Here is a 19,710-nt window from a genome sequence, read left to right on the forward strand (position 1 = left end):
GTAGGGCCGGTCGGTGGGCGGAGGCTATGGACGGGCTGGGGGTGCGGTGTGGGTCGCGTGGCCGCCGCCGAGGTCGGGGTCGAGGTGGGCGAGGACGAACGGGTCGACGCAGCCCCGGGCGAAACCGCGGATGCGTCGGTCGATGTCGCGCTGCAGGAGGACGGCGCCGATGCGCTCGGCCACGGGCGCCAGCCACGCCGGCTTGCACGAGAAGTTGTAGCGCCAGACGGCCTCGGTCGAGCTCGGGTCGCCGTCGACCTCGCTGAACCGCCATCCCCCGCCCATGCGCGCGAAGAACCACGACCCCTTCGTCATCTTCATGCCGACGTTCGTCGGTGGGTTGTACGAGACGTACTCGCTCTCCATCCGGAACCCGAAACGCTGCACGGTGAACGTCCGGACCCCCTTGGCGGCCCGGGTCGCCCCGCCCACCAGGTACTGCCGCCGGATGAACGGGTCCCACCGCTTTCGCGCCTCCCCCTGGGTCTGCGACACCGCGAAGGCGACGTGGAGGTCGACAGGAACGACACAACGGGACTCGACGACGGGCATGGGCTCATCGTCGCACCTCCGGACGTCCGGGCGACCACGGGCGTGGAAAGATCAGGACAGACCTGTCGACACCCGACCCGAGGAGCGACGTGCTCGCACTAGACGTGACCGAGAAGAGATTCACCCCGACCCGCTTCCGCGACGGCTACGCGATGGAGGACGTTGACCCGTTCCTCGAGCGCATCCGGGCCACCCTCGCGGCCTACGAGCAGGGGACCACCGTCGGCCTCCTGGCAGACGTCGACGTCGTGGCCGCCCGGTTCCGACCGACGAGGTTCAGGGAAGGCTACGACCAGGACGAGGTCGACGACTTCCTGGACCAGGTCGTCGTCGAGCTCAGGGGACGCCAGTCGGCCGGGGGCCGCTGACCGCGTCTCGACGACGCGTCAGCCGCGGGCGTGGCGCACGTACGCGACGATCGCGTTGGCGTGCCCGTGGCCCAGGCCGTGTTCGGACTTCAGCCACGACACCACCTGCATGTGCGCGTGCTCGTCGAGACGCTCGTCGACCAGGTCGAGCCACTCCTGGACCGGCCGCCCGTAGGTGCGCTCGATGCTCGGGAAGTACGACGCCGGCCCTTTGACGGTCTGGCCGTCGGCGGGCGGTTCGGGTGCCAGGACGCGTTGCTCGGACATGCCGTGACGGTAGCAGTCGGTGTCGACGCGACTTAAGCCCCGCTTCAGATTCGGTTCCGAGAGTGGTGTCTGCCGGAGGGAACGCCCCGACCGCCAGCCGCACCGCGGCTCGCCCGGCACCCGACATCTGGAGACACCATGGCGAAGGACACCACCCCCGACGGCCGCGACGACGACCGTCGCGACGAGAACACCCCCGCGCAGGACGATGCGTGGGCCGAGCGACTGCGTCGTGAGGACGAGGACCAGGACGCCCGTGCGACGACCGAGCTGCCGGCCCGGCCGTCGGGCCAGCCCACGGCCCCGACCACCCCGATCGTCGCCGACGACCAGCGCACCCGCGAACTGCCCACGGACGGCAGCGCGTTCCGAGCCGAGTCGACCCCGCGACGGCGCCCGAGGAAGGGCCTGCTCGTCGGCATCGGCATCGCGGCGGCCGGCCTCGCCCTGGTCGGGACCAGCACCGCCGTCGCGGTGTCGAACGCCGGGAGCTCGACCAGCGCCTCCTCGAGCGCGACGCCGGGCCGGGACGACGCGACGGACCAGGCCGACGGCTCACGCCAGGGGCCGGGAGGACGAGGCTCCGACGACGCCGCCGGTGCACCCACCGACGCACCGACCCCGCCTGCTGCGGGTGACGACTCGGACGAGAGCACTCCGGCCGAGGGCACCGGGCCCGACGGCAAAGCCCTGCCGGCCCCCGGCACCGGCCCCGACGGGAAGGCTCTGCCCGAGGCACCGGAGGGCGGCCCCGCCGCCGGCGGCCCGATGGCTGGCGGACCGCAGGGCCCGGGAGAGAAGCGCGGCCCGGGCCACGGCCCCGGCGAGAAGGGCGGCCCGAAGACGGACTCCGGCGACACCGAGGACGACTCCGACCGCCCCACCCCGCCGACGGACGCGCCCGCCCCTCCCACGGACGCGCCGACCCCCACCCCCGGCACCGACGAGGGCTCGGGCTCGTAGGCCGCCGGCCGCACCGGCCGTCAGGGCGCCGGCCGCTCGGAAGCGCCGGCACCGGTCAGCACAGCAGGCTTCGTCAGAACAGCAGGCTCCGTCAGAACCGCGTGGTGATGCTGCCCTCGACGACGGGTGGCACACCGCGGCGGTCGGCCGAGCCCCGCACCGTGGCGATCTCGTTCCACTTGTCGATCGTGGTGCAGGGGTGCGAGACGCCGAGCCGCACCAGGTCGCCGACCTGCAGCCCCGACGCCGGGTCCAGCCGCAGGAAGGCGTGCTGGTCGTTGAGGGCCGACACGTGCGACCCGTCGAGCACCCCCGGGAGGCGCCGGTCGGCCGCCTGCGGACGCCACGCCTCGAGCGGCACCGGGAACCCCTCGTCGTCCGACGTGTCGCGCCGTCCGACGTTGAGCAGGGCGAGCCCGGGCTCGGGACGGGACACCACGGACGCCCAGAGCTCGAGGGTCGGCAGGAACGAGGGCTCGATCGTCGGCCCCTCGACCTGTTCGGCGTCGAACCCCTCGGCCCGCTCGGCGTCGAACCCCTCGGCCGCGCCGTCGAATCCGGTGAGTTCGCCGTCGGTCGGCCCGCCCATCTCGCGGTCGGCCTGCGACCCCGCCGAACCGTCGCCGACGACGACCGTGACGTCGGCGTCGACGCCGGCCGCGCCTCCTGCGGTCGACGGCACGGCGTGGCGGGTCGACGGCATCGTGTCGCGGGCGAACGGGGTCAGCCGGCGATAGAGGTCGTGGTCGTGGGCGACGTACGAACCCGACCGCAGCACGACGCGCGTGCGCGGCCCCTGCAGACCCGAGGGGTCGTGCCGGTCGCCGAGCACGGCGACGACACGGTCGAAGTAGACGCTGCCGCCGGCCGTCACCACCACGTCGTGACCTTTCGACAGCCACGGGTCGAAGGCCGGCGCACCGATGCCGTCGAGCACCTCGAGGAGCCCCCGCAGGTAGTCGTCGACCACGGCGATGCCGGCCGCGTCGACGTCGTGCGTGAGGGCGCCCTCGTACCCGGCCACCCCGGCCAGGACGAGGTGCGGTGCCGCCGCCACGGCCTCGGCGACGAGCAGCGCCTCGCGCACCGAGCGCGCGCCGGTCCGGCCGAGCGGCGACCCGAACTCGACCAGCACGGCGAGCGGACGCTCGCCCTCGGCCCGCGCCAGGGCGGCGTCGACGAGGCGCACCGTCTCGACCGAGTCGACCCACATGAGCACGTCGACGCCGGGCGCGGCGAGCGCCGCGAGGGTCGCGGGCGCGAACGCGGTGCCCGCCAGGACGACGTTCGGCACCCCGGCCTCGCGCGCGACGGCGACCTGGAACGCCGTCGCGAGCGTGATGCCCCACGCGCCGGCGTCGAGCTGCCGGCGCCAGATCTCGGGCGCCATCGTCGTCTTGCCGTGCGGCGCCAGGTCGACCCCGCCCTCGCGACACCAGGCGGCCATGGTCTCGACGTTGTGGGTGAGGGCGTCGAGGTCGATCGTGAGCAGCGGGGTCGCGAGGTCGATCAGCGGGACCGGCCGGGGCTCGCGGCCGAAGCCCACCTTGGTGGGGACGGGGGCGGACGGGGTCGAGGACGACGTGGTCATGGTGCCTTCCGACGGGTGCGGTTCGGGGGTGGGCGGAGTGGTGCTGCGGTCAGGCCGTGTGTCGGTACCTGACGGTAGTTTTGCAGCCACCCCCGACGGGCGACACCTCACGTCGGGCCCACCGACCATCCACCAGAGAAGAGCAGACCTGTGAGCGAGAAGACCGAAGTCCGCACCGGCGGCGCCCCCACCCCCATCTCGACCTTCTCGCAGGGCGTGCTCAAGAACGGGTTCCTCAGCGTGTCGGGCCAGGGCCCGCAAGACCCCGCCACGAGCGAGTACCTGCACCCCGGCGACCTGACGTCGCAGACCGTCCGCACGCTCGACAACGTCAAGGCGATCGTCGAGGGCGCCGGCGGGACGTTCGACGACGTCGTGTCGCTGCGCGTGTTCCTCACCACGCGCGACGACTTCGCCGAGATGAACGCCGCGTACGAGACCTACCTGCTGCAGAACGTCCCGAGCGGGGTGTTCCCCACCCGCACGACGGTCTTCGTCGAGCTGCCGAACGAGGCCATGCTCGTCGAGATCGACGCGCTCGCCATCCTCAGCTGACGCGCTGCGGCTCTCCGGGCCTGCGGCCTGCGGCTCTGCCGCCCTGCCGCTCGTCGACAGCGGGCGAGTTCGCACTTTCCTGGTCGGCACGATCGCCCGCCCACCCCGGACACGCCCGTGTTCGGGGTGGCGCGGCGTCCAGGCGGCGCGACCACAGGAGGCGCAGGTCAGTCGGTCGCGCCCGTCACGACCACGATCTTCCGTGACCACGTCGCGTCGGTCAGCTGGGCGAGCATGAAGCGCGCCACGTCGGCACGGGTCACGTGGCTGCCCGCCCCCTGGGGCAACCGCTCCCCCGTGGCGAGCGACCCGGTCGCCGGGTCGTCGGTGAGGCGCGTCGGGTAGACGAGCGTCCAGTCGAGTCCGCTCTCGCGCACCTCGGCGTCGGCGACGTCCTTGGCGGCGTAGACCTTGCCGAGCACGGTGTGGAAGAACATCTTCTGGAAGGTGTTCGCATCGGTCTGACTCTCGCCGACGCCGAAGGCCGAACAGACGACGAGTCGGTCGACGCCCGCGTCGTGCATCGCCGGCAGCAGGGCTCGCCCGACCTCGACCTCGACCGGGTGCCGCATGTTCCGCGAGCCGATCGCGTTCAGCACGGCGTCCTGGCCGGCGACGGCGGCGCGGACGTCCTCGGCCGAGGTCGCGTCCCCGGTGAGCACCCGGACGCCCTCCGTCACGTCGAGGGACGAGGCGTCGCGGACGAGCACCGTCACGTCGTGCCCCGCCGACAGGGCGACCCGCAGGACGTGGGAGCCCGTGCCCCCTGTCGCTCCCAACACCAGAACCTTCATCGCGCCTCCTGTCGTTCATCGAAGCGAACACCGTCCGACCAAGAGCGGGCCGAGAACGCCTGCGCAGGGTCGCGGCAGGGCGGATCGGGCCAGCCGAGACAGGTCAACGAGACGGGGTCACCGGAGGCACGCTCAGCGGAGGCGAAGGCCCGCAGCCCAGAGACCGACCAGCCCCGAGGGGCCGAGGCGGGGCGTCGCGTAGGTGGCCCGGTCGGCGTACGCCCCCGGGTCGACCAGCTGGAGGTCGGCGACGGCCCCGGCGGCGATGCCGAGCGCGCCTCCTGCCCGGCCACCGCCCACACCGCCGTCGCCGCCGCCACCACCGATGCCGCCCGCACCGGCACCCGCACTGGCACGCGTGCCTCTCAGCCCGAACCGCGAGGAGGCGCGGGTCGACATGCGCGCGATCGCCTCGCCCCGCGACAGCACGGCCTGCGGTCCCGACCCGGCGTACTCGTCGAGCACGCGCGAGAACGTCCCGTACAGGCGGGGATGCACGGTGCCGGTCTCGCGCGGCAGCCCGTCCGAGCCGACCAGGGTGTGCGGCCACGCCAGGGCCGTCCGCATGCCCTCGAGGTCGGTATGGAACACGATGACGGTCAAGGCGCCCCGTTCGGCGAGGACGAGGTCGGCGAGCACCTCGCGCGGGTCGGCACCGACCGCCTCGGCGATCTCGGCGAGCGGCCGGCCCTCGAAGCCCGCGTGCTCGGGTCGCGTGAACCCCGCCGCCGAGATCCGCTCGGGGCCGATCGCGGCGTACTGGTTCTCGAGCGTCGATCCGGCCCAGGGCTCGAGCAACCCGTCGAGCACCTGCCGCCGCGAGCGCGTGCCGGGTCGGAGCGCCTCGAGCAGGCTCTCGACCCCGTGGTCGGCCGTGGCCGGCGGGAACAGCGACGCGACCGTCGTGCTGCCCGCGTCGTAGGGGTAGACGTCCGCGCTGACGTCGACACCGTCGTCGCGCAGGGCGTCGAGGTGCTCCACGATCGCGGGCATGCCGCCGACGTTCCGCGGCCCGGTCACCTTCAGGTGGCTGACGTGGACGGCGGCCCCGGTCTCACGCCCCAGCGACGCCAGCTCGTCGATCGAGTCGCGGAGTCCGTCGGCCTCGTTGCGGACGTGGGCGACCAGCAGCTTGCCCCGCACCGCGCACTCCCGGGCCAGGGCGACGAGTTCGGGCCGGTCGGCGGCGTCGCCGGGTGCGTACATGAGGCCGAGTGAGACGCCGAGCGCCCCGGCGTCGAGCGCCTCGCCCACCGACGCCGCGATGAGCGACCGCTCGACGCCGTCGGCCGGTCGGCGGTCGAAGCCGAGCACGCCCGCCCGCAGGGGGGCGTGCGGGACGAGGGTCGCGGCGTGCAGGCCGAAGGTGCCGTCGGCGTCGCCCTCGGCCAGCGTCCGCACGTAGTCGGCGAACGTCGCCCATCGTCGCGCAGGGAACCCGCCGAGCACCGGCCGCGAGTAGTCCTCGAGCGAACGGTCGTCAGGATCGGTCGGCGACGGCGCGACACCCTGGCCGCAGTTGCCGACGATCGTGGTCGTCACGCCCTGCCCGGTCTTGGGGGCGACCCCTCCCGGGCGGAACAACGCGGCGTCGTCGTGCGCGTGCACGTCGACGAAGCCCGGCAGCACGTCGAGTCCGCTCGCGTCGACCACCTCGACCCCGGACGAGGAGGCGCGGCGACCGTCACCCACGGACGCCGCGGCCCCGGGCCCCACGGCCGCGACCACGCCGTCGCGCACGACGACGTCCGCGACGCGACCCGCGCCTCCGGACCCGTCCCAGACCGTCCCGCCCGCGAGCACCAGCGTCGTCACGAGGACGCCGCCGTTACGCGGACGCCGCCGCCGTCACGGGAGCACCGCGGTCGTCGCCAGGACGGGTGCGCTACTCGAAGCGCTGCCACACGGGCTTGTTCGCGTAGGTGTAGCGGTAGTAGTCCGCCAGCTGCAGCTGCGACGCCGCGGCTTCGTCGACGACGATCGTGGCGTGCCGGTGCAACTGCAACGCGCTGCCGGGGCACATCGCGCCGAGCGGCCCCTCGATCATGCCCGCGACCGCCGACGCCTTCGACGACCCCTGCGCCACGAGCACGACCTCGTGCGCGTCGAGGATGGTGCCGAGCCCCTGCGTCAGGCAGTGCGTGGGCACCTGCGACGGGTCGTCGAAGAACCGGGCGTTGTCGGCCCGGGTCTGCGGGGCGAGCGTCTTGATGCGGGTGCGCGACGCGAAGGACGAGGTGGGCTCGTTGAAGCCGATGTGCCCGTTCGCCCCGATGCCGAGGATCTGGATGTCGATGCCGCCCGCGTCGGCGATGGCCCGCTCGTACTCGACGACCGCGGCCTCGACGTCGGAGGCCCGCCCGTCGGGCACGTGGACCTTCGACGCGTCCATGCCCAGGGGTACGACGACGTCGCGCTCGATCACCGAGGCGTAGCTCTCGGGGTGCTCGAGCGGGATGCCGACGTACTCGTCGAGCGCGAACCCGGAGGCGCGGCCGAAGTCGAGTTCGCCCGCCGCGACCCGGGCCGCGAGCGACGCGTAGATGCCGGTGGGCGACGACCCGGTCGCGAGGCCCAGCACGGCCTCGGGGTCGCGCTGGACGACGGACGCGATCTTGAGGGCGGCGACACGGCCGACCTCGTCGGCGTCGCGGACGATGACGATCTCCATGGGGCTCCTTGCTGCCGAGGCGTCAGACGATGTTGGCCACGACCGACGCGATGTACGCCTCGCGTTCTTCGCGTGAGGCCGGCCGCCCGGGCACGCCCGGACGCTGCTGCCACGGTAGCGGCCCCGACTCCCGCCGGTACTCGACGCCGAGGGCGTCGAGGCGTCCGAGGTGCACGGCCAGCCGTGTGGAGAAGTCGTCGAAGTCCCGCGGTTCGGTCGTCCACAGCGCCTCGGCGACGGCGCACAACCGGGGGAACGCGAAGAAGTCGACGGTGCGGGGCGAGTCCATGTGCTCGGTCCAGATGTTGGCCTGGCCTCCGAGCACGTGACGGGCCTCGTCCTCGGTGAGCTGCGCGGGCACCGGTTCGAACGCGAACACGTCGGCCAGGGTGAGCGGGATCGACACCGGGATCGGCTCGTCGGGCCCGTCCGACTGCCGGTAGTCGAGGTAGACCTGGTCGTCGGGACACGCCACGACGTCGTAGCCGCGTCGTGCCGCCGTGATCGCGCCGGTCATGCCCCGCCACGACGCGACCGTCGCGCCGGGTGACATCGTGGCGTTCCCCTCGAGGATCTCGTCCCACCCGAAGGTGCGGCGCCCGGCCGCGGTGAGGTGCGCGTCGAGCCGCCCGATGAACCACGCCTGCAGTTCCTCCTCGTCGGCGAGGCCGCGGTCCCGCATGAGCTCCTGCGTGCGCGGGTCGGCCCGCCACTGCGCCTTGGGGCACTCGTCGCCGCCGATGCCGATCCAGGTGCCCGGGAAGAGCTCCATCACCTCGTCGAGCACGTCGGTGTAGAAGTCGACGGTCGTCTGCTCGGTGTTGAGGACGTCCTCGAAGATGCCCCACTCGGTCCCCACGGCGATCTGCCGGGGCGCCGCCACGGGCGTCCCGCCGACCTCGACGGCGCCGACGCCGAGGTGCGGGTACGCCGTGATCGCCGCCATCGAGTGGCCGGGCACGTCGACCTCGGGCACGACCGTGATGTGGCGGGCCGCGGCGTAGGCGACCACCTCGCGGATGTCGTCCTGCGAGTAGAAACCGCCGTGCGGTCGGCCGTCCTGGGTCGCGTCCGGCCCCGCCCCCACCTGCGACGACCCCCGCCACGCGCCGACCGAGGTCAGGCGCGGGTACTTCGTGATCTCGATGCGCCAGCCCTGGTCCTCGGTGAGGTGCCAGTGCAGCGTGTTGAGCCGGTGCAGGGCCATGAGGTCGACGAACCGCAGGACGTCGCGCTTGGGCAGGAAGTGCCGGGCGACGTCGAGGTGCGTGCCGCGCCAGCCGAAGCGTGGTCGGTCCTCGACGTCGACGGCGGGCACGACCCAGTCGACCCCGGGCACGAGGGCCGTCCGGTACGCGGCCGCGGGCAGCAGCTGTCGCAGCACCTGCGCCCCGTGGAACGCGCCGGCCGCGTCGCCACCGGTGATGCGCACCCCCGCGGGTCGCGCCTCCAGCCGGTAGGCCTCGGCGCCGAGCGAGGCGTCCAGGTCGAAGGAGATGCCGGTCCCGTCGGCGCTGCCCTCGCGGAGCGGCAGGCCGGTCGCGGGGCGCAGCGCCTGCTGCAGCCAGGCGACGACGCCGGCCAGCTCGTCGGGCGCCGAGACGCGTGTCGCCGAGTCGAGCCGGAACGCCCCGGAGGCGCGGGTCAGCCGGGCAGGACGCGGCACGATCGCGACCAGTGCGGTCTCGGGGGTCGCGGTGCCGGCCCGCCTGGTGGTCGAGGGGGTCGAGGAGTCGGTCGTCACGGGGTCAGCCCTTCACGGCGCCGGCGGACATGCCGGTCACCAGGTTGCGTTGGATGATCATGAAGAAGACGACGACCGGCAGGGAGAACAGCACCGAGGCCGCCATCTGTCCGCCGAAGTCGGTGCCGCTGGTCGGCGTGCTGAACGAGGCCAGCCAGACCGGCAGCGTGTACATCGACTGATCCTTCATGAACGTGTAGGCCACGAGGTAGTCGTTCCACGCGGCGATGAAGGCGAAGATGCTCGTCGCGATCATGCCGGGCAGCACGAGCGGGAACATGATCCGCGTCAGCACCTGCCAGGTGCTCGCGCCGTCGAGTTGCGCGGCCTCCTCGACCTCGACCGGGATCGCCAGGAAGAACCCGCGCATCACCCAGATCGAGAACGGCAGCGTCGACGCCACGTACGCCAGGATGAGCCCGCCGTAGGTGCCGAGCAGCCCGAGGCTGTTGAAGATCAGGAACTGCGGGATCAACAGGGCCGTCGCCGGCAGCATCTGCACGATCAGGATGAACACCATGATCGTGCGCCGCCCCCGGAACCGGAACCGCGACAGGGCGGCCGAGGCGAACAGTCCGAGCACGATCGAGAAGACGACGGCCCCGACCACGACGATCACGCTGTTGCGCAGGTTCGTGAAGAAGTCGGACTGCGTCACCGCGACGACGAAGTTGTCGAGGGTCGGGTTCTGCGGCCAGAACAGCGGGGTGGCCGTCATCACCTCGGGGCGCGGCTTGAACGCCGTGTTGACCATCCAGTAGACGGGGAACAGCCACACGAGGCTGAAGACGATCGCGATCGCGTTGCTGACCCAGCGGGGCTTCCGGCGGCGACGGGTCGGGCGGGCGGGCGACGGGCGGCCGGTGCCGTGGCCCGAGCGCGCCTCCTTGCTTCTCTCGTCGCGCGCGACGGTCTCGGTCGTCGTGGTGCCGACGCCGGCGGGTGCGGTCGTGGTCACAGGTCTTCTCCGGATCGGACGAGGTTGCGGACGTAGAACGCGGTCAACACGACGAGCAGCAGGGTGGTGACGACCGAGATGGCGGCGCCCTGCCCGATGTCGAAGCCGACGAACGCGGTGACGTAGGTGAAGACGCCGAGGGTCGAGGTGGCGTCGTCAGGGCCGCCGGCCGAGACGAGCCAGATCTGGTTGAAGACGTTGAAGTCCCAGATGATCGACAGGATCGTGATCATCAGCAGCGTCGGCTTGAGGAAGACCAGGGTGACGGTCCGGTACACGCGCCACTCGCTCGCCCCGTCGAGCCGCGCGGCCTCTTTGTACTCGAGCGGGATCTGCGTCTCGGCGGCGTACATGGTCAGCGCGATGAAGGGCACCGCCTGCCACACGATCAGCAGCCAGATGCTCGTGTAGGCGAGGGCCGCGTCGTTCGACCAGTCGACGTTGGTCATGTCACCCACCAGGCCGGTCCGGGTCAACAGCCAGTTCACGACGCCGTAGCCGGGCTGGAACAGCCACTTCCAGACGATCGACGACGCCACGTTCGGCATCGCCCAGGCGAGGATCAGCACGACGGTCACCGTGTAGCGCATCGGCGTGCCGAGCCGGGTGAGCAGGTGCGAGACGCCCGTGCCGATCAGGACGCTGCCGCCGACCATCGCGGCCGTGAAGACCAGCGTGCGGACGAGCGACCACCAGAAGTCGGTGTCGGCCAGCAGGGTCGCGTACTGCTGCACGCCGACCGAGTCGTACGCGCCGGTGAAGAGCGAGCGCTGGTCGTAGTCGGTGAACGACGTGAAGACCAGGAACACGATGGGCGCGACGGTCACGGCGAGCAGCACGATGCCCGCGGGCGACAGCAGCCAGAGCGGGGCGAGCTGGCGCTTCCCGCCGGGGCGCACCGGGGCCTTCCGTTCGGCCTTCGGACGCCGGCCGCCCTTCTGGTCGGGTGCCGCGCCGGGCGGGGTCTCGGTGAGACCGGGGGCGATCGAGAGGGCCACGGTTCCTCTTTCGGTTCGAGTCCAGGAGGTGCGGGTCGAGGGGGCGGGAGCGTCACGCGATCAGGTGGTCGCGTGACGCCCCCGGGGTGCTGCCGAGGGCTCGGTGCTAGTCGTTCAGCGCCTCGTCGGTGGCCTCGTCGAAGGACTTCGCGGCCGCCTCGGGCGACTTCGAGCCCGAGACCACCGAGGAGAAGAGCTGGTTGATGCTCTTGTCGCCCTCGAGGGCCGCCCAGTTCGCGCTGGCGGGGGTGGCCTTCGAGTTGAGGGCGGCGTCGAAGAAGCCCTTCTGGATCGGCGTCACCACGCTGCCGGCCGCCTCGATGCCCTCTTCGCTGTTCGGGATCCAGCCGTCGTTGCCCACGACCCACTCGCTCTGGATGTCCGGGCTCGTGGCGATCTTGGTCCACTGCAGGGCCAGGTCGGAGTTCTGGCTCTTGGCCGCGATTCCCCAGTCCGAGCCGCCGAGCATGACCGGCTGCGTCTCGCCCGACTTGCCCGGCATCGGGAACGTTCCGAAGTCGTCGTCGGTCAGGGCGGGGTTGGCCTTCTGGATCAGGTCGATCGAGCCGTTGGTGTGCAGGATCGTCGCCGTCTTGCCGTCCGCGAAGACCTGCGTCTGGTCGGGGGCGTCGGTGTCGAGGGTCTGCGAGGCGGGCGTCGAGTAGGCGTTCTGGAACTCGGTGAAGTCGGCCAGTCCCTGCTGCGCCTCGTCGCTCGCCAGGCCCGCCTTCCAGGTGCCGTCGCTCGACGTGGCGATCTCTCCGCCGGCGTCCCAGACGAACTGCATGCCCGCGTACCAGTACTGGCCGGGCAGGTAGAACGCCGAGAAGTCGGACGCCGTGTTCGCGGCCTTCACCTTGTCGAGGTCGGCGGTGAGCTCGTCGTAGGTGGTGGGCGCCTCGGTCACGCCGGCCTCGGCCCACATCGTCTTGTTGTAGATGACGGCGCGGGCACCGGCGAAGCCGGGCACGGCGTAGAGCGAGTCGTCGACGGTCGCGGGCTCCTCGAGGCCCGTCAACCAGGTCTGACCCTGCTCGAGGTCGTCGCGGTACGCCGTCAGGTCGAGGAGTGCACCGTTGGCCGCGTAGCTGGCGACCTGCGTGTTGCCGAGGTCGAGCACGTCGGGTGGGGTGCTCGTGGCGAGTGCCGTGCTGATCTTGGTGGTGATGCCGTCCCACTGCTGGATCTGGACGTCGACGTCGGCGCCCGTCTGCTTCGTGAACTCCTCGTTGACGGCATCGATGGTCTCGGGCGTGTAGTCGCCCGTCATCACCCAGACCGTCAGGGTCTTGCCGTCACCCTTGGTGGTGGGCACGGCCTGGGGTTCGTCGGACGAGCTGCCGCCCGTGCCCGAGCTCGAGCAGGCGGACAGGGCGAGTGCCGCGGCCAGGCCCAGGGCCCCGACCGCCGTGTAGCGTTGGATTCGCAATTTCATCTCCTCGTTCTCGAAGCGGGGATGCCGCATCGCTGTGGTCCCGGCCCGCGCTCGCACAAGCGTCGGGTCGGGAATGCGGCACGGGCCGAGGCCCTCGCCGCCTCCGGGGGTGGACCCCCGAGGTCTGTGGTGGGGCGGTCGCCCCGGGCGAGCCGGGCACCGGGCGTGCCGACGCCGGGCGTGCCGACGCCGGGCTCACGTCAACCCCAGTTCGGCCTGCAGCACGAACGACGCGGCGCCTCGCAGGGCGAGGTCGGTGCCGCTGCCCGCGATCCGCATCGTCAGGCCGTTGCTGACGGCGGACAGCGTGCGCTGCCGGACGGTCTCGCGGGCTGCGCGCAGCATCGCGCCCTCGACCAGGTCGGCCGGGCCCGACAGCACGACCTCGTCGATGTTGAGCGCGCTGACGATGGGGGCGAGCACCAGGCCGAGCGCGCGACCGGCCTCGTGGAGGACGGCGCCGCGCGATCCCTCGTCGTGCTGTCGGAGGCGCGCCCTCAGCTGCGGGGCGGCGATGGCCTCCTCGAGGCAGCCGCGTCGACCGCACGCGCACACGTCGCCGTTCTCGTCGACCGTCACGTGCCCGATCTCGCCGGCCGAGAACTGGTCGCCCTCGACGAGCGCACCGGCGACGATCAGCCCGACCCCGACACCGTGGTCGATCGTGACGACGATGAGGCCCTGGCCCGCCGGGGACCGCCCGTCGCCGCTCTGCCCGGCTGCAGCCGGTCCGGTCGCGCCCGGTCCGGTCGCGCCCCGCCCGGTCGCATCGTTCCCGACCTCTTCGCCGAAGGTGCGGATTCCCATCGCCGCGGCGTTGGAGTCGTTGCCCACGTGGACGGGCAGACCGGTGCGGGCCGACAGTCGGGACCGCAGCGGGAGGTCGTACCAACCGAGGTGGACGGCCGTGCGCACGACGCCGTCGTGGTCGACGATGCCGGGGGTCGCGACGCCGACCCCGAGCAGCCGGCGGGACGTCCGCGAGGCGAGGTCGTCGACGAGCCGCTCGACCAGGCTCACGGCGGCCTCGCCGACGGCCCCGTCGAGTTCGACCCCGGCGCGCTCGACGACCCCGCCCCGCAGGTCGACGACGGCCCCGACGAAACGCTCGGCGCTCGACAGGTCGACCGTGACGATGTGGAAGGCGTCCGACTCGATTCCGACGAGCGTCGCCGGCTTGCCGACCCGCGCGTCGTCGCGGACGCCGAGCTCGCGGGCGATGCCGTCGTCGATGAGTTCGGCGACGAGGGCGGAGACGGTGGGGCGCGTCAGACCCGAGCGACGCGCGAGGTCGGCTCTACTCATGGAGCCGTCGCGGTACAGGGCCTGCAGGAGGAGGGACCGGTTGTGGGCGCGGACCGGCGGCTGCTGCTGCCGGGTGATCGTCGTGCTGGTCACGGGCGCGTCCTCTCGTCTCGGCATCGTCGCCGACCTCGGACCCGGTGAGAGGGCCCGTCGGCAGCGGTGCCGGGTGGCGTCGCCGTGGTGGCGTGCCGTTAGTAAATGGGCCTTACAAACACGTGTCAAGGTGCGTGGCGGCGAGTTTACGCACACGAAACACCGGCGGTCAACACCCGAAACACGGCGACCCACGGGCCGCGACCCCTTGCCGCGACCAGGTTCGTAAGCTTTACTAACAAACATGTCCACGCTCGCCACCGTGTCCGTCGCCGCGCCTCACGGCGCCGTCGGCGGTGCGCCGGCGGGACCGTCCGCAGCCGGGTCGACGGAGTGGCCGTGAGGGTCGGCCTCGACATCGGCGGCACCAAGATCGACGCGGTCGTCGTCGACGGGTCCGGAGCCCCCGTCCATCGCCTCCGCCTGCCCACGGGGTTCGGCCCCGATGCCGTGCTGACGAACGCGGCCACGGCGGTCGCCTCGTTGGCGGGCCGCTCCGGCGTCACCGTCGAGGCCTTCGAGTCGGTCGGCGTCGGCATCCCCGGCCTCGTCGACGGCACGACGGGTCGCGTGCGGCACGCCGTGAACATCGGCTTCGACGACGTCGCCGTGGGGCCGACGCTGAGCGCCCGGCTCCGGGTCCCGGTCCGGGTCGAGAACGACGTCAACGCGGCCGCGCTCGGCGCGTACCTCGCCATGTCGCTGTCGGGGTCCGTCGGCTACCTCAACCTCGGCACCGGCCTCGCTGCCGGCCTCGTCGTCGACGGCGAACTCTGGCGCGGCTCGCGGGGCGTCTCGGGCGAGATCGGTCACGTCCCCGTCGACCCCGGGGGCGAGCTCTGCCCCTGCGGGCAGCGCGGTTGCCTCGAGACCGTCGCGGCCGGTGCCGCGGTGTCCCGTCACTGGCCGACGGAGGGGGCGTACCCGGCCGTGGCGCTGTTCGCGGCGGCCGACGCCGGCGACCCCGAGGCCGTCCGCGTGCGTGCCGACCTCGCGGCGGGGGTGGCGGCCGCGGTGCGCCTCCTCGTCCTGACGACCGACGTGGACTCCGTCGTGATCGGCGGCGGGCTCAGCAACCTGGGTCGCCCCCTGCTCGACGACGTCGCCGGGGTGCTCGACCGGTGGGCGGCGGGGTCGCCCTTCCTCGCCTCGCTCGAGCTGTCGTCGCGCATCGAGCTGCTGCCGCCGGGGTTCCCCGTGGCGGCCGTCGGTGCCGCGACGATCGGCGCCCGCGGACCCGCGACGGCCGTCGCCGCCGCCCTCTGACCGCCACCACGGCCTGCCCCCACGTCGCCACGTCGCCACACCGCCACACCGCCACACCGCCACACCGCCACGAGATGGTCACAGCACCAGGAGAAAACCTGGTGCTGTGACCATCTCGCGGTGCGGTGTCCGCCGGTGCGGCGCTACGCCCGGGCCACCCGCAGCGTCACGATCTCGAACGGGCGCAGCGTCAACTCGACCGCGGAGCCCGACGCCCACCGACCGGCCCCGGCCGTGCCCGACGCCAGCTCGCGCTCGATGAGGTCGGTGCGCCACGCCTCGCCGAACCCGCTGTCGGCGTCGACCGTGACGGTGGTGGCCGCCCGAGCACCGCGAGCCTCGTAGAGCCGCACGATCAGGTCGCCCGACCGATCCTCGGCCAGCTTGACCGCCTCGACCAGCACGGCCGGCGACGACGACGACACCAGCGGAGCGACCGCGGCGCCCGACGACCCCTCGACCCGTCGGACGGGCAGGTTCATGCGGTAGCCCGCGGTCGCGGCGTCGAGCACGTCGGGCGCGACCCGCACGGACGAACGCAGCACGTGCCGCCCCTGGTCGGCGTGCGGGTCGGGGAACGTCGGTGCCCGCAGCAGCGACTGGCGCACGAGCGTCGTCGTGCCGCCGTCGCCGCCCTCGGCCGTGTCGCGGGTGCTCCGCGTGATGTCGTGGCCGTAGGTGGCGTCGTTCGCCACGGCCACGCCGAAGCCGGGCTCGGCGACGTGCACCCAGCGGTGCGCGACCGTCTCGAACCGGGCGAAGTCCCACGACGTGTTCTGGTGGGTCGGGCGCTGCACGTGACCGAACTGCACCTCGGAGGCCGCCCGGTCGGCGTGCACGTCGAGCGGGAACGCCAGCTTGAGCAGCTTCTGCCGCTCGTGCCAGTCGACCTCGGTCTGCACGTGCAGTTCGCCCTCGCCGTCGTCGAGCCACCAGCGCTGCACGATGGTCGAGTCGCCGACGCGGCGGGTCACGACGAGCGCCCCGCCGTCGACGACGACCGACTCGGCCTCGACCAGGTCGGTGCGGACGTTCTTGTAGGCCTGGTCGACGTCCCAGGCGTCCCACTGGTTGGGGGTGTCGCGGAAGAGCTGCAGCAGCCCGAGCCGGGCCCCCGGGGCGACGAGGTCGCGTCCCGACGTGGCGTCGACGAGCGAGGCGACCAGGCCGTCACCGTCGAACACCGCACGCACCAACCCGTTGTCGAGCACCCAGCCGCCGTCGGAGGTGACCGGTGCCACCGACCCGACCCCCGCCTCCTGGGCCCGTCCCGCGGCCGACCCGGCCGCGGCGTCGACCCCGGCCGACGGGACCGGCCCGGCGTTGAACGTGGTCGTCGCCGACCCCGTCCCCGCCAGCGCCCGCTGGGCCGAGCCGATGATCGCCTCGAGCTGCTCGGCGACCCGCGCGTAGTGCCGCTCGGCCTCGTGGTGCACCCACGCGATCGACGACCCGGGCAGGATGTCGTGGAACTGCTGGAGCAGCACGACGTGCCAGATCTCTTCGAGCTCGTCGTAGGGGTAGTCGAGCAGGCCGCGTGCGGTCGCCGTGGCGCTCCACAGCTCGGCCTCGCGCAGCAGGTGTTCGCTGCGACGGTTGCCCTGCTTGGTGCGAGCCTGCGACGTGTACGTGCCGCGGTGGAACTCGAGGTACATCTCGCCCGACCACACGGCCGGGTCGGCCAGCTCGGCCCGTGCCTGCGCGAAGAAGGAGGCGGGGGTGCCGACGGTCACGCGGGGCGAGCCCTCGAGGTCGCCGGCCCGGCGCGCGGCCGCCATCATCTCGCGGGTCGGGCCGCCGCCGCCGTCACCCCAGCCGAACGGGACGATCGAGACGTTCGAGAACCCCTTCTCGGCGTAGCCGCTCTCGGCGTGGGCGAGCTCGGCCGGCGAGAGGTCGGAGTTGTACGTGTCGACGGGCGGGAAGTGCGTGAACACGCGACTGCCGTCGATGCCCTCCCACAGGAAGGTGTGGTGCGGCATGCGGTTCGTCTCGTTCCAGGACTCCTTCTGCGTGAAGAACGAGCTGGCGCCGGCCGCTCGGGCGATCTGAGGCATCGCCCCGGTGTAGCCGAATGAGTCGGGCAGCCACACCTCGTCGTTGTCGATGCCGAACTCCCGGAGGAAGAACCCCTTGCCCGCGACGAACTGCCGGGCGAGGGCCTCGCCGCCGGGCATGTTCGTGTCGGACTCGACCCACATGCCGCCGACCGGCACGAACCGCCCCTCGGCGACCTTCTCGCGCACCCGCGCGTAGAGCTCGGGGTAGCGCTCCTTCAACCAGGCGTACTGCTGCGCGCTCGAGGCGGCGAACACGAAGTCGGGGTCGTCGTCCATCAGGGCGACGACGTTCGAGAAGGTGCGGGCGACCTTGCGCTGGGTCTCGCGGACGGGCCAGAGCCAGGCCGAGTCGATGTGCGCGTGGCCGGTCGCGACGACCCGGTGCGCGCTCGCGTTCGCCGGTGCCGCGAGCACGTCGGCGAGCGCGGCACGCCCGGCTGCCGCGGTCCCCGCGACGTCCGCGTGGTCGACGACGTCGCACATCCGGTCGAGCGCCCGCAGGATCTCGTGCCGTCGAGGTGACGTGAGCTCGAGGGTGCGCATCAGCCCGACGAGGGTCCAGACGTCGCGGTCGAGTTCGGCGACCACCTCGTCGCGTTCGGCCAGCACGATGCTGCGCAGGGCGTAGATCGGGGCGTCGCCCGCGGTCTCGGGGTCGCCGAGCGGTGTCTCGCCGTGGAAGTCGTCGCCACCGATGTCGGGGTTCGACGCGGCCTCGACGTAGACGTCGATCGTGCTGCCCGGGGTGACGCCCGCGCCGATCGCCGTCAGGGGCACGTAGCCGTTGTACGGCTCGATGGCCTTGACGATCGTGCCGTCGGGTCGCCAGACGAGGCCCTCGGCCTGGAACCCGGGCTGCCTGATGCTGAAGCCCAGGTCGACGACGAGTTCGAGGGCGGTCGCCGGGTCGGTGCCGAGGTCGTCGGGGACCGTCCCCGTGACGTGGAACCACGTCGTGCCCCACGGCCTGCTCCACGGCGAACCGACGGCGAACGGCTCGAACGTCTGCGAGACGGCCTCGGCGAAGGGGACCGGCTCACCCGGCGCCTCCCAGGCCGTGATCGTCAGCGGGACGGCCCGACGGTAGACCGCCGGGGTGATGCGGTCGCGGACGAAGCGGTCGATGCGGGCCTCGACGAGGACGGTGTTGTCGTGCATGGGATCAGTCTCCTGACGGGCGCGCCGGGGCGCACGGTGGGGCGGGTCGTTCTGTGGACCGGGAGGGCGGCGGGGGCACTGGTGGGGAGGCGCCTCACCCCTTCACGGCGCCGGCCAGCGCGTTCGAGCCGCCGAGGGTCCGCGAGACGAGGACGTACAACGCGATGACGGGTACCGAGTAGACGATCGAGAACGCCGCCAGCTGGCCGTACGCCACCGAGCCGTACTGCCCGAAGAAGTTGAAGATGCTCACGGCCGCCGGCTGCTTGTCGGGGCTGAGCAGCAGCACGAACGGCACGAAGAAGTTCCCCCACGCCTGGATGAACACGAAGATGAACACCACGGCGATGCCCGGCCGCATGAGCGGCACCACGATGCGCGTCAGGGTCGAGAACATCGAGGCCCCGTCGGTCCACGCGGCCTCCTCGAGCGAGATCGGCACCGAGTCCATGAAGTTCTTCGCCATCCAGATCGCCATCGGCAGGCTGGTCGCGGCCAGGAAGAACACCGTGCCGCCGATCGAGTCGATCAGGTTGAGCGAGACGAACAGGCTGTAGACGGGCACCATCATCGCGGTGATGGGCAGGCCGGTGCCGAAGAGGATGCCGTAGAGGAACGGCTTGTTGATGCGCATCCGGTACCGCGAGAGCGGGTACGCCGCGAGGATCGCCACGACGACGGTCACCAGGGCGCAGCCGCCCGACACGATGAGGCTGTTGGCGAGCGGGACGAACGAGATCTCGGGCGTCAGCACGGCGGTGAAGTTGTCGAGCGTGAACTGTGACGGCACCTTCGCCGACAGCGTGGCCGACGGGTCGAACGATGCCAGCAGCAGCCAGGCGAGCGGGACGGCGAAGCAGATCGCGATGACGATCAGCACGGCGTTCGAGACGGCCTTCATGCTGCGGCCGCTGGGTGAGGTCATGGCCATG

Annotated in this window: 16 protein-coding genes and 2 pseudogenes; 5 read left to right on the forward strand and 13 right to left on the reverse strand. The window is 72.4% G+C overall.

The window, feature by feature from the left end; genetic code table 11:
* Positions 1–24 precede the first annotated feature (24 nt).
* Positions 25–552 (reverse strand): SRPBCC family protein, encoded by a 528-nt coding sequence (locus tag EDF21_RS09830; RefSeq protein ID WP_123571234.1) that lies wholly within the window; start codon positions 550–552, stop codon positions 25–27.
* 104 nt (positions 553–656) lie between these two features.
* On the opposite strand from EDF21_RS09830, the pseudogene EDF21_RS17155 reads away from it, so the two are divergent.
* Positions 657–737: pseudogene (locus tag EDF21_RS17155) on the forward strand (DivIVA domain-containing protein); the annotation flags it as partial.
* 45 nt (positions 738–782) lie between these two features.
* Positions 783–893: pseudogene (locus EDF21_RS17090) on the forward strand (DivIVA domain-containing protein); the annotation flags it as partial.
* Between the two features lie 45 nt (positions 894–938).
* Here the strand turns inward: EDF21_RS17090 and EDF21_RS09840 are convergent.
* Complete coding sequence (locus EDF21_RS09840; RefSeq protein WP_123571236.1) at positions 939–1,187, reverse strand: DUF4287 domain-containing protein; 249 nt, start codon at positions 1,185–1,187, stop codon at positions 939–941.
* Between the two features lie 138 nt (positions 1,188–1,325).
* Here EDF21_RS09840 and EDF21_RS09845 point away from each other — a divergent pair, with 138 nt between their 5' ends.
* Positions 1,326–2,150 carry a hypothetical protein gene (locus EDF21_RS09845; protein ID WP_123571237.1) on the forward strand — a complete coding sequence of 275 codons (825 nt, stop codon included), beginning with the start codon at positions 1,326–1,328 and terminating at the stop codon, positions 2,148–2,150.
* A 91-nt stretch (positions 2,151–2,241) separates the two neighbouring features.
* Here the strand turns inward: EDF21_RS09845 and EDF21_RS09850 are convergent, their stop codons facing one another.
* Positions 2,242–3,741, reverse strand: a complete 1,500-nt coding sequence (locus EDF21_RS09850; protein ID WP_158612902.1) for an alanine racemase — start codon at positions 3,739–3,741, stop codon at positions 2,242–2,244.
* Between the two features lie 150 nt (positions 3,742–3,891).
* On the opposite strand from EDF21_RS09850, the gene EDF21_RS09855 reads away from it, so the two are divergent.
* Positions 3,892–4,296 carry a RidA family protein gene (locus EDF21_RS09855; protein WP_056043363.1) on the forward strand — a complete coding sequence of 135 codons (405 nt, stop codon included), beginning with the start codon at positions 3,892–3,894 and terminating at the stop codon, positions 4,294–4,296.
* A gap of 167 nt (positions 4,297–4,463) precedes the next feature.
* Here the strand turns inward: EDF21_RS09855 and EDF21_RS09860 are convergent, their stop codons facing one another.
* The 8 genes from EDF21_RS09860 to EDF21_RS09895 form a co-directional block, all read right to left on the reverse strand.
* The gene (locus EDF21_RS09860; protein ID WP_123571239.1) at positions 4,464–5,090 is read right to left on the reverse strand and encodes an NAD(P)-dependent oxidoreductase; all 627 of its coding nucleotides are present in this window, start codon (positions 5,088–5,090) and stop codon (positions 4,464–4,466) included.
* 132 nt (positions 5,091–5,222) lie between these two features.
* A complete protein-coding gene (locus tag EDF21_RS09865) occupies positions 5,223–6,905 on the reverse strand; it encodes an amidohydrolase family protein (RefSeq protein ID WP_123571240.1) in 1,683 nt (560 codons plus the stop codon).
* A gap of 70 nt (positions 6,906–6,975) precedes the next feature.
* Positions 6,976–7,761: a glucosamine-6-phosphate deaminase gene (gene nagB / locus EDF21_RS09870; RefSeq protein WP_123571241.1), complete on the reverse strand. Its 786-nt coding sequence runs from the start codon at positions 7,759–7,761 to the stop codon at positions 6,976–6,978.
* Between the two features lie 22 nt (positions 7,762–7,783).
* Entirely contained in the window at positions 7,784–9,505 is a 1,722-nt protein-coding gene (locus EDF21_RS09875) for a beta-N-acetylhexosaminidase (protein WP_199736326.1), read from the reverse strand.
* 4 nt (positions 9,506–9,509) lie between these two features.
* On the reverse strand, positions 9,510–10,463 hold the full coding sequence (locus EDF21_RS09880; protein WP_199736328.1) for a carbohydrate ABC transporter permease: 954 nt from the start codon (positions 10,461–10,463) through the stop codon (positions 9,510–9,512).
* Positions 10,460–11,461 carry a carbohydrate ABC transporter permease gene (locus EDF21_RS09885; RefSeq protein WP_199736330.1) on the reverse strand — a complete coding sequence of 334 codons (1,002 nt, stop codon included), beginning with the start codon at positions 11,459–11,461 and terminating at the stop codon, positions 10,460–10,462. The genes EDF21_RS09880 and EDF21_RS09885 overlap by 4 nt, the downstream gene beginning before the upstream one ends.
* Before the next feature lie 106 nt (positions 11,462–11,567).
* Complete coding sequence (locus tag EDF21_RS09890) at positions 11,568–12,890, reverse strand: extracellular solute-binding protein (RefSeq protein WP_123571471.1); 1,323 nt, start codon at positions 12,888–12,890, stop codon at positions 11,568–11,570.
* A gap of 201 nt (positions 12,891–13,091) precedes the next feature.
* Complete coding sequence (locus tag EDF21_RS09895; RefSeq protein WP_199736332.1) at positions 13,092–14,294, reverse strand: ROK family transcriptional regulator; 1,203 nt, start codon at positions 14,292–14,294, stop codon at positions 13,092–13,094.
* A 339-nt stretch (positions 14,295–14,633) separates the two neighbouring features.
* Between EDF21_RS09895 and EDF21_RS09900 the strand changes: the two genes are divergently transcribed.
* Positions 14,634–15,560 carry an ROK family protein gene (locus tag EDF21_RS09900; protein WP_123571472.1) on the forward strand — a complete coding sequence of 309 codons (927 nt, stop codon included), beginning with the start codon at positions 14,634–14,636 and terminating at the stop codon, positions 15,558–15,560.
* A gap of 143 nt (positions 15,561–15,703) precedes the next feature.
* Here the strand turns inward: EDF21_RS09900 and EDF21_RS09905 are convergent, their stop codons facing one another.
* Both EDF21_RS09905 and EDF21_RS09910 read right to left on the reverse strand, forming a co-directional pair.
* Positions 15,704–18,778: a glycoside hydrolase family 38 C-terminal domain-containing protein gene (locus tag EDF21_RS09905; RefSeq protein WP_123571243.1), complete on the reverse strand. Its 3,075-nt coding sequence runs from the start codon at positions 18,776–18,778 to the stop codon at positions 15,704–15,706.
* A gap of 94 nt (positions 18,779–18,872) precedes the next feature.
* Positions 18,873–19,709 (reverse strand): carbohydrate ABC transporter permease, encoded by an 837-nt coding sequence (locus EDF21_RS09910; RefSeq protein ID WP_043594260.1) that lies wholly within the window; start codon positions 19,707–19,709, stop codon positions 18,873–18,875.
* Position 19,710: the final 1 nt, after the last annotated feature.

This window comes from Frigoribacterium sp. PhB118 (genome assembly GCF_003751725.1).
Classification (GTDB): domain Bacteria; phylum Actinomycetota; class Actinomycetes; order Actinomycetales; family Microbacteriaceae; genus Frigoribacterium.

Bases quoted from the DNA above. Each gene is read 5' to 3' on its own strand.
- EDF21_RS09840 (WP_123571236.1), bottom strand. From the start codon at position 1,187: ATGTCCGAGCAACGCGTCCTGGCACCCGAACCGCCCGCCGACGGCCAG.
- EDF21_RS09850 (WP_158612902.1), bottom strand. From the start codon at position 3,741: ATGACCACGTCGTCCTCGACCCCGTCCGCCCCCGTCCCCACCAAGGTG.
- EDF21_RS09860 (WP_123571239.1), bottom strand. From the start codon at position 5,090: ATGAAGGTTCTGGTGTTGGGAGCGACAGGGGGCACGGGCTCCCACGTC.
- EDF21_RS09910 (WP_043594260.1), bottom strand. From the start codon at position 19,709: ATGGCCATGACCTCACCCAGCGGCCGCAGCATGAAGGCCGTCTCGAAC.
- EDF21_RS09845 (WP_123571237.1), top strand. From the start codon at position 1,326: ATGGCGAAGGACACCACCCCCGACGGCCGCGACGACGACCGTCGCGAC.
- nagB (WP_123571241.1), bottom strand. From the start codon at position 7,761: ATGGAGATCGTCATCGTCCGCGACGCCGACGAGGTCGGCCGTGTCGCC.
- EDF21_RS09905 (WP_123571243.1), bottom strand. From the start codon at position 18,778: ATGCACGACAACACCGTCCTCGTCGAGGCCCGCATCGACCGCTTCGTC.
- EDF21_RS09830 (WP_123571234.1), bottom strand. From the start codon at position 552: ATGCCCGTCGTCGAGTCCCGTTGTGTCGTTCCTGTCGACCTCCACGTC.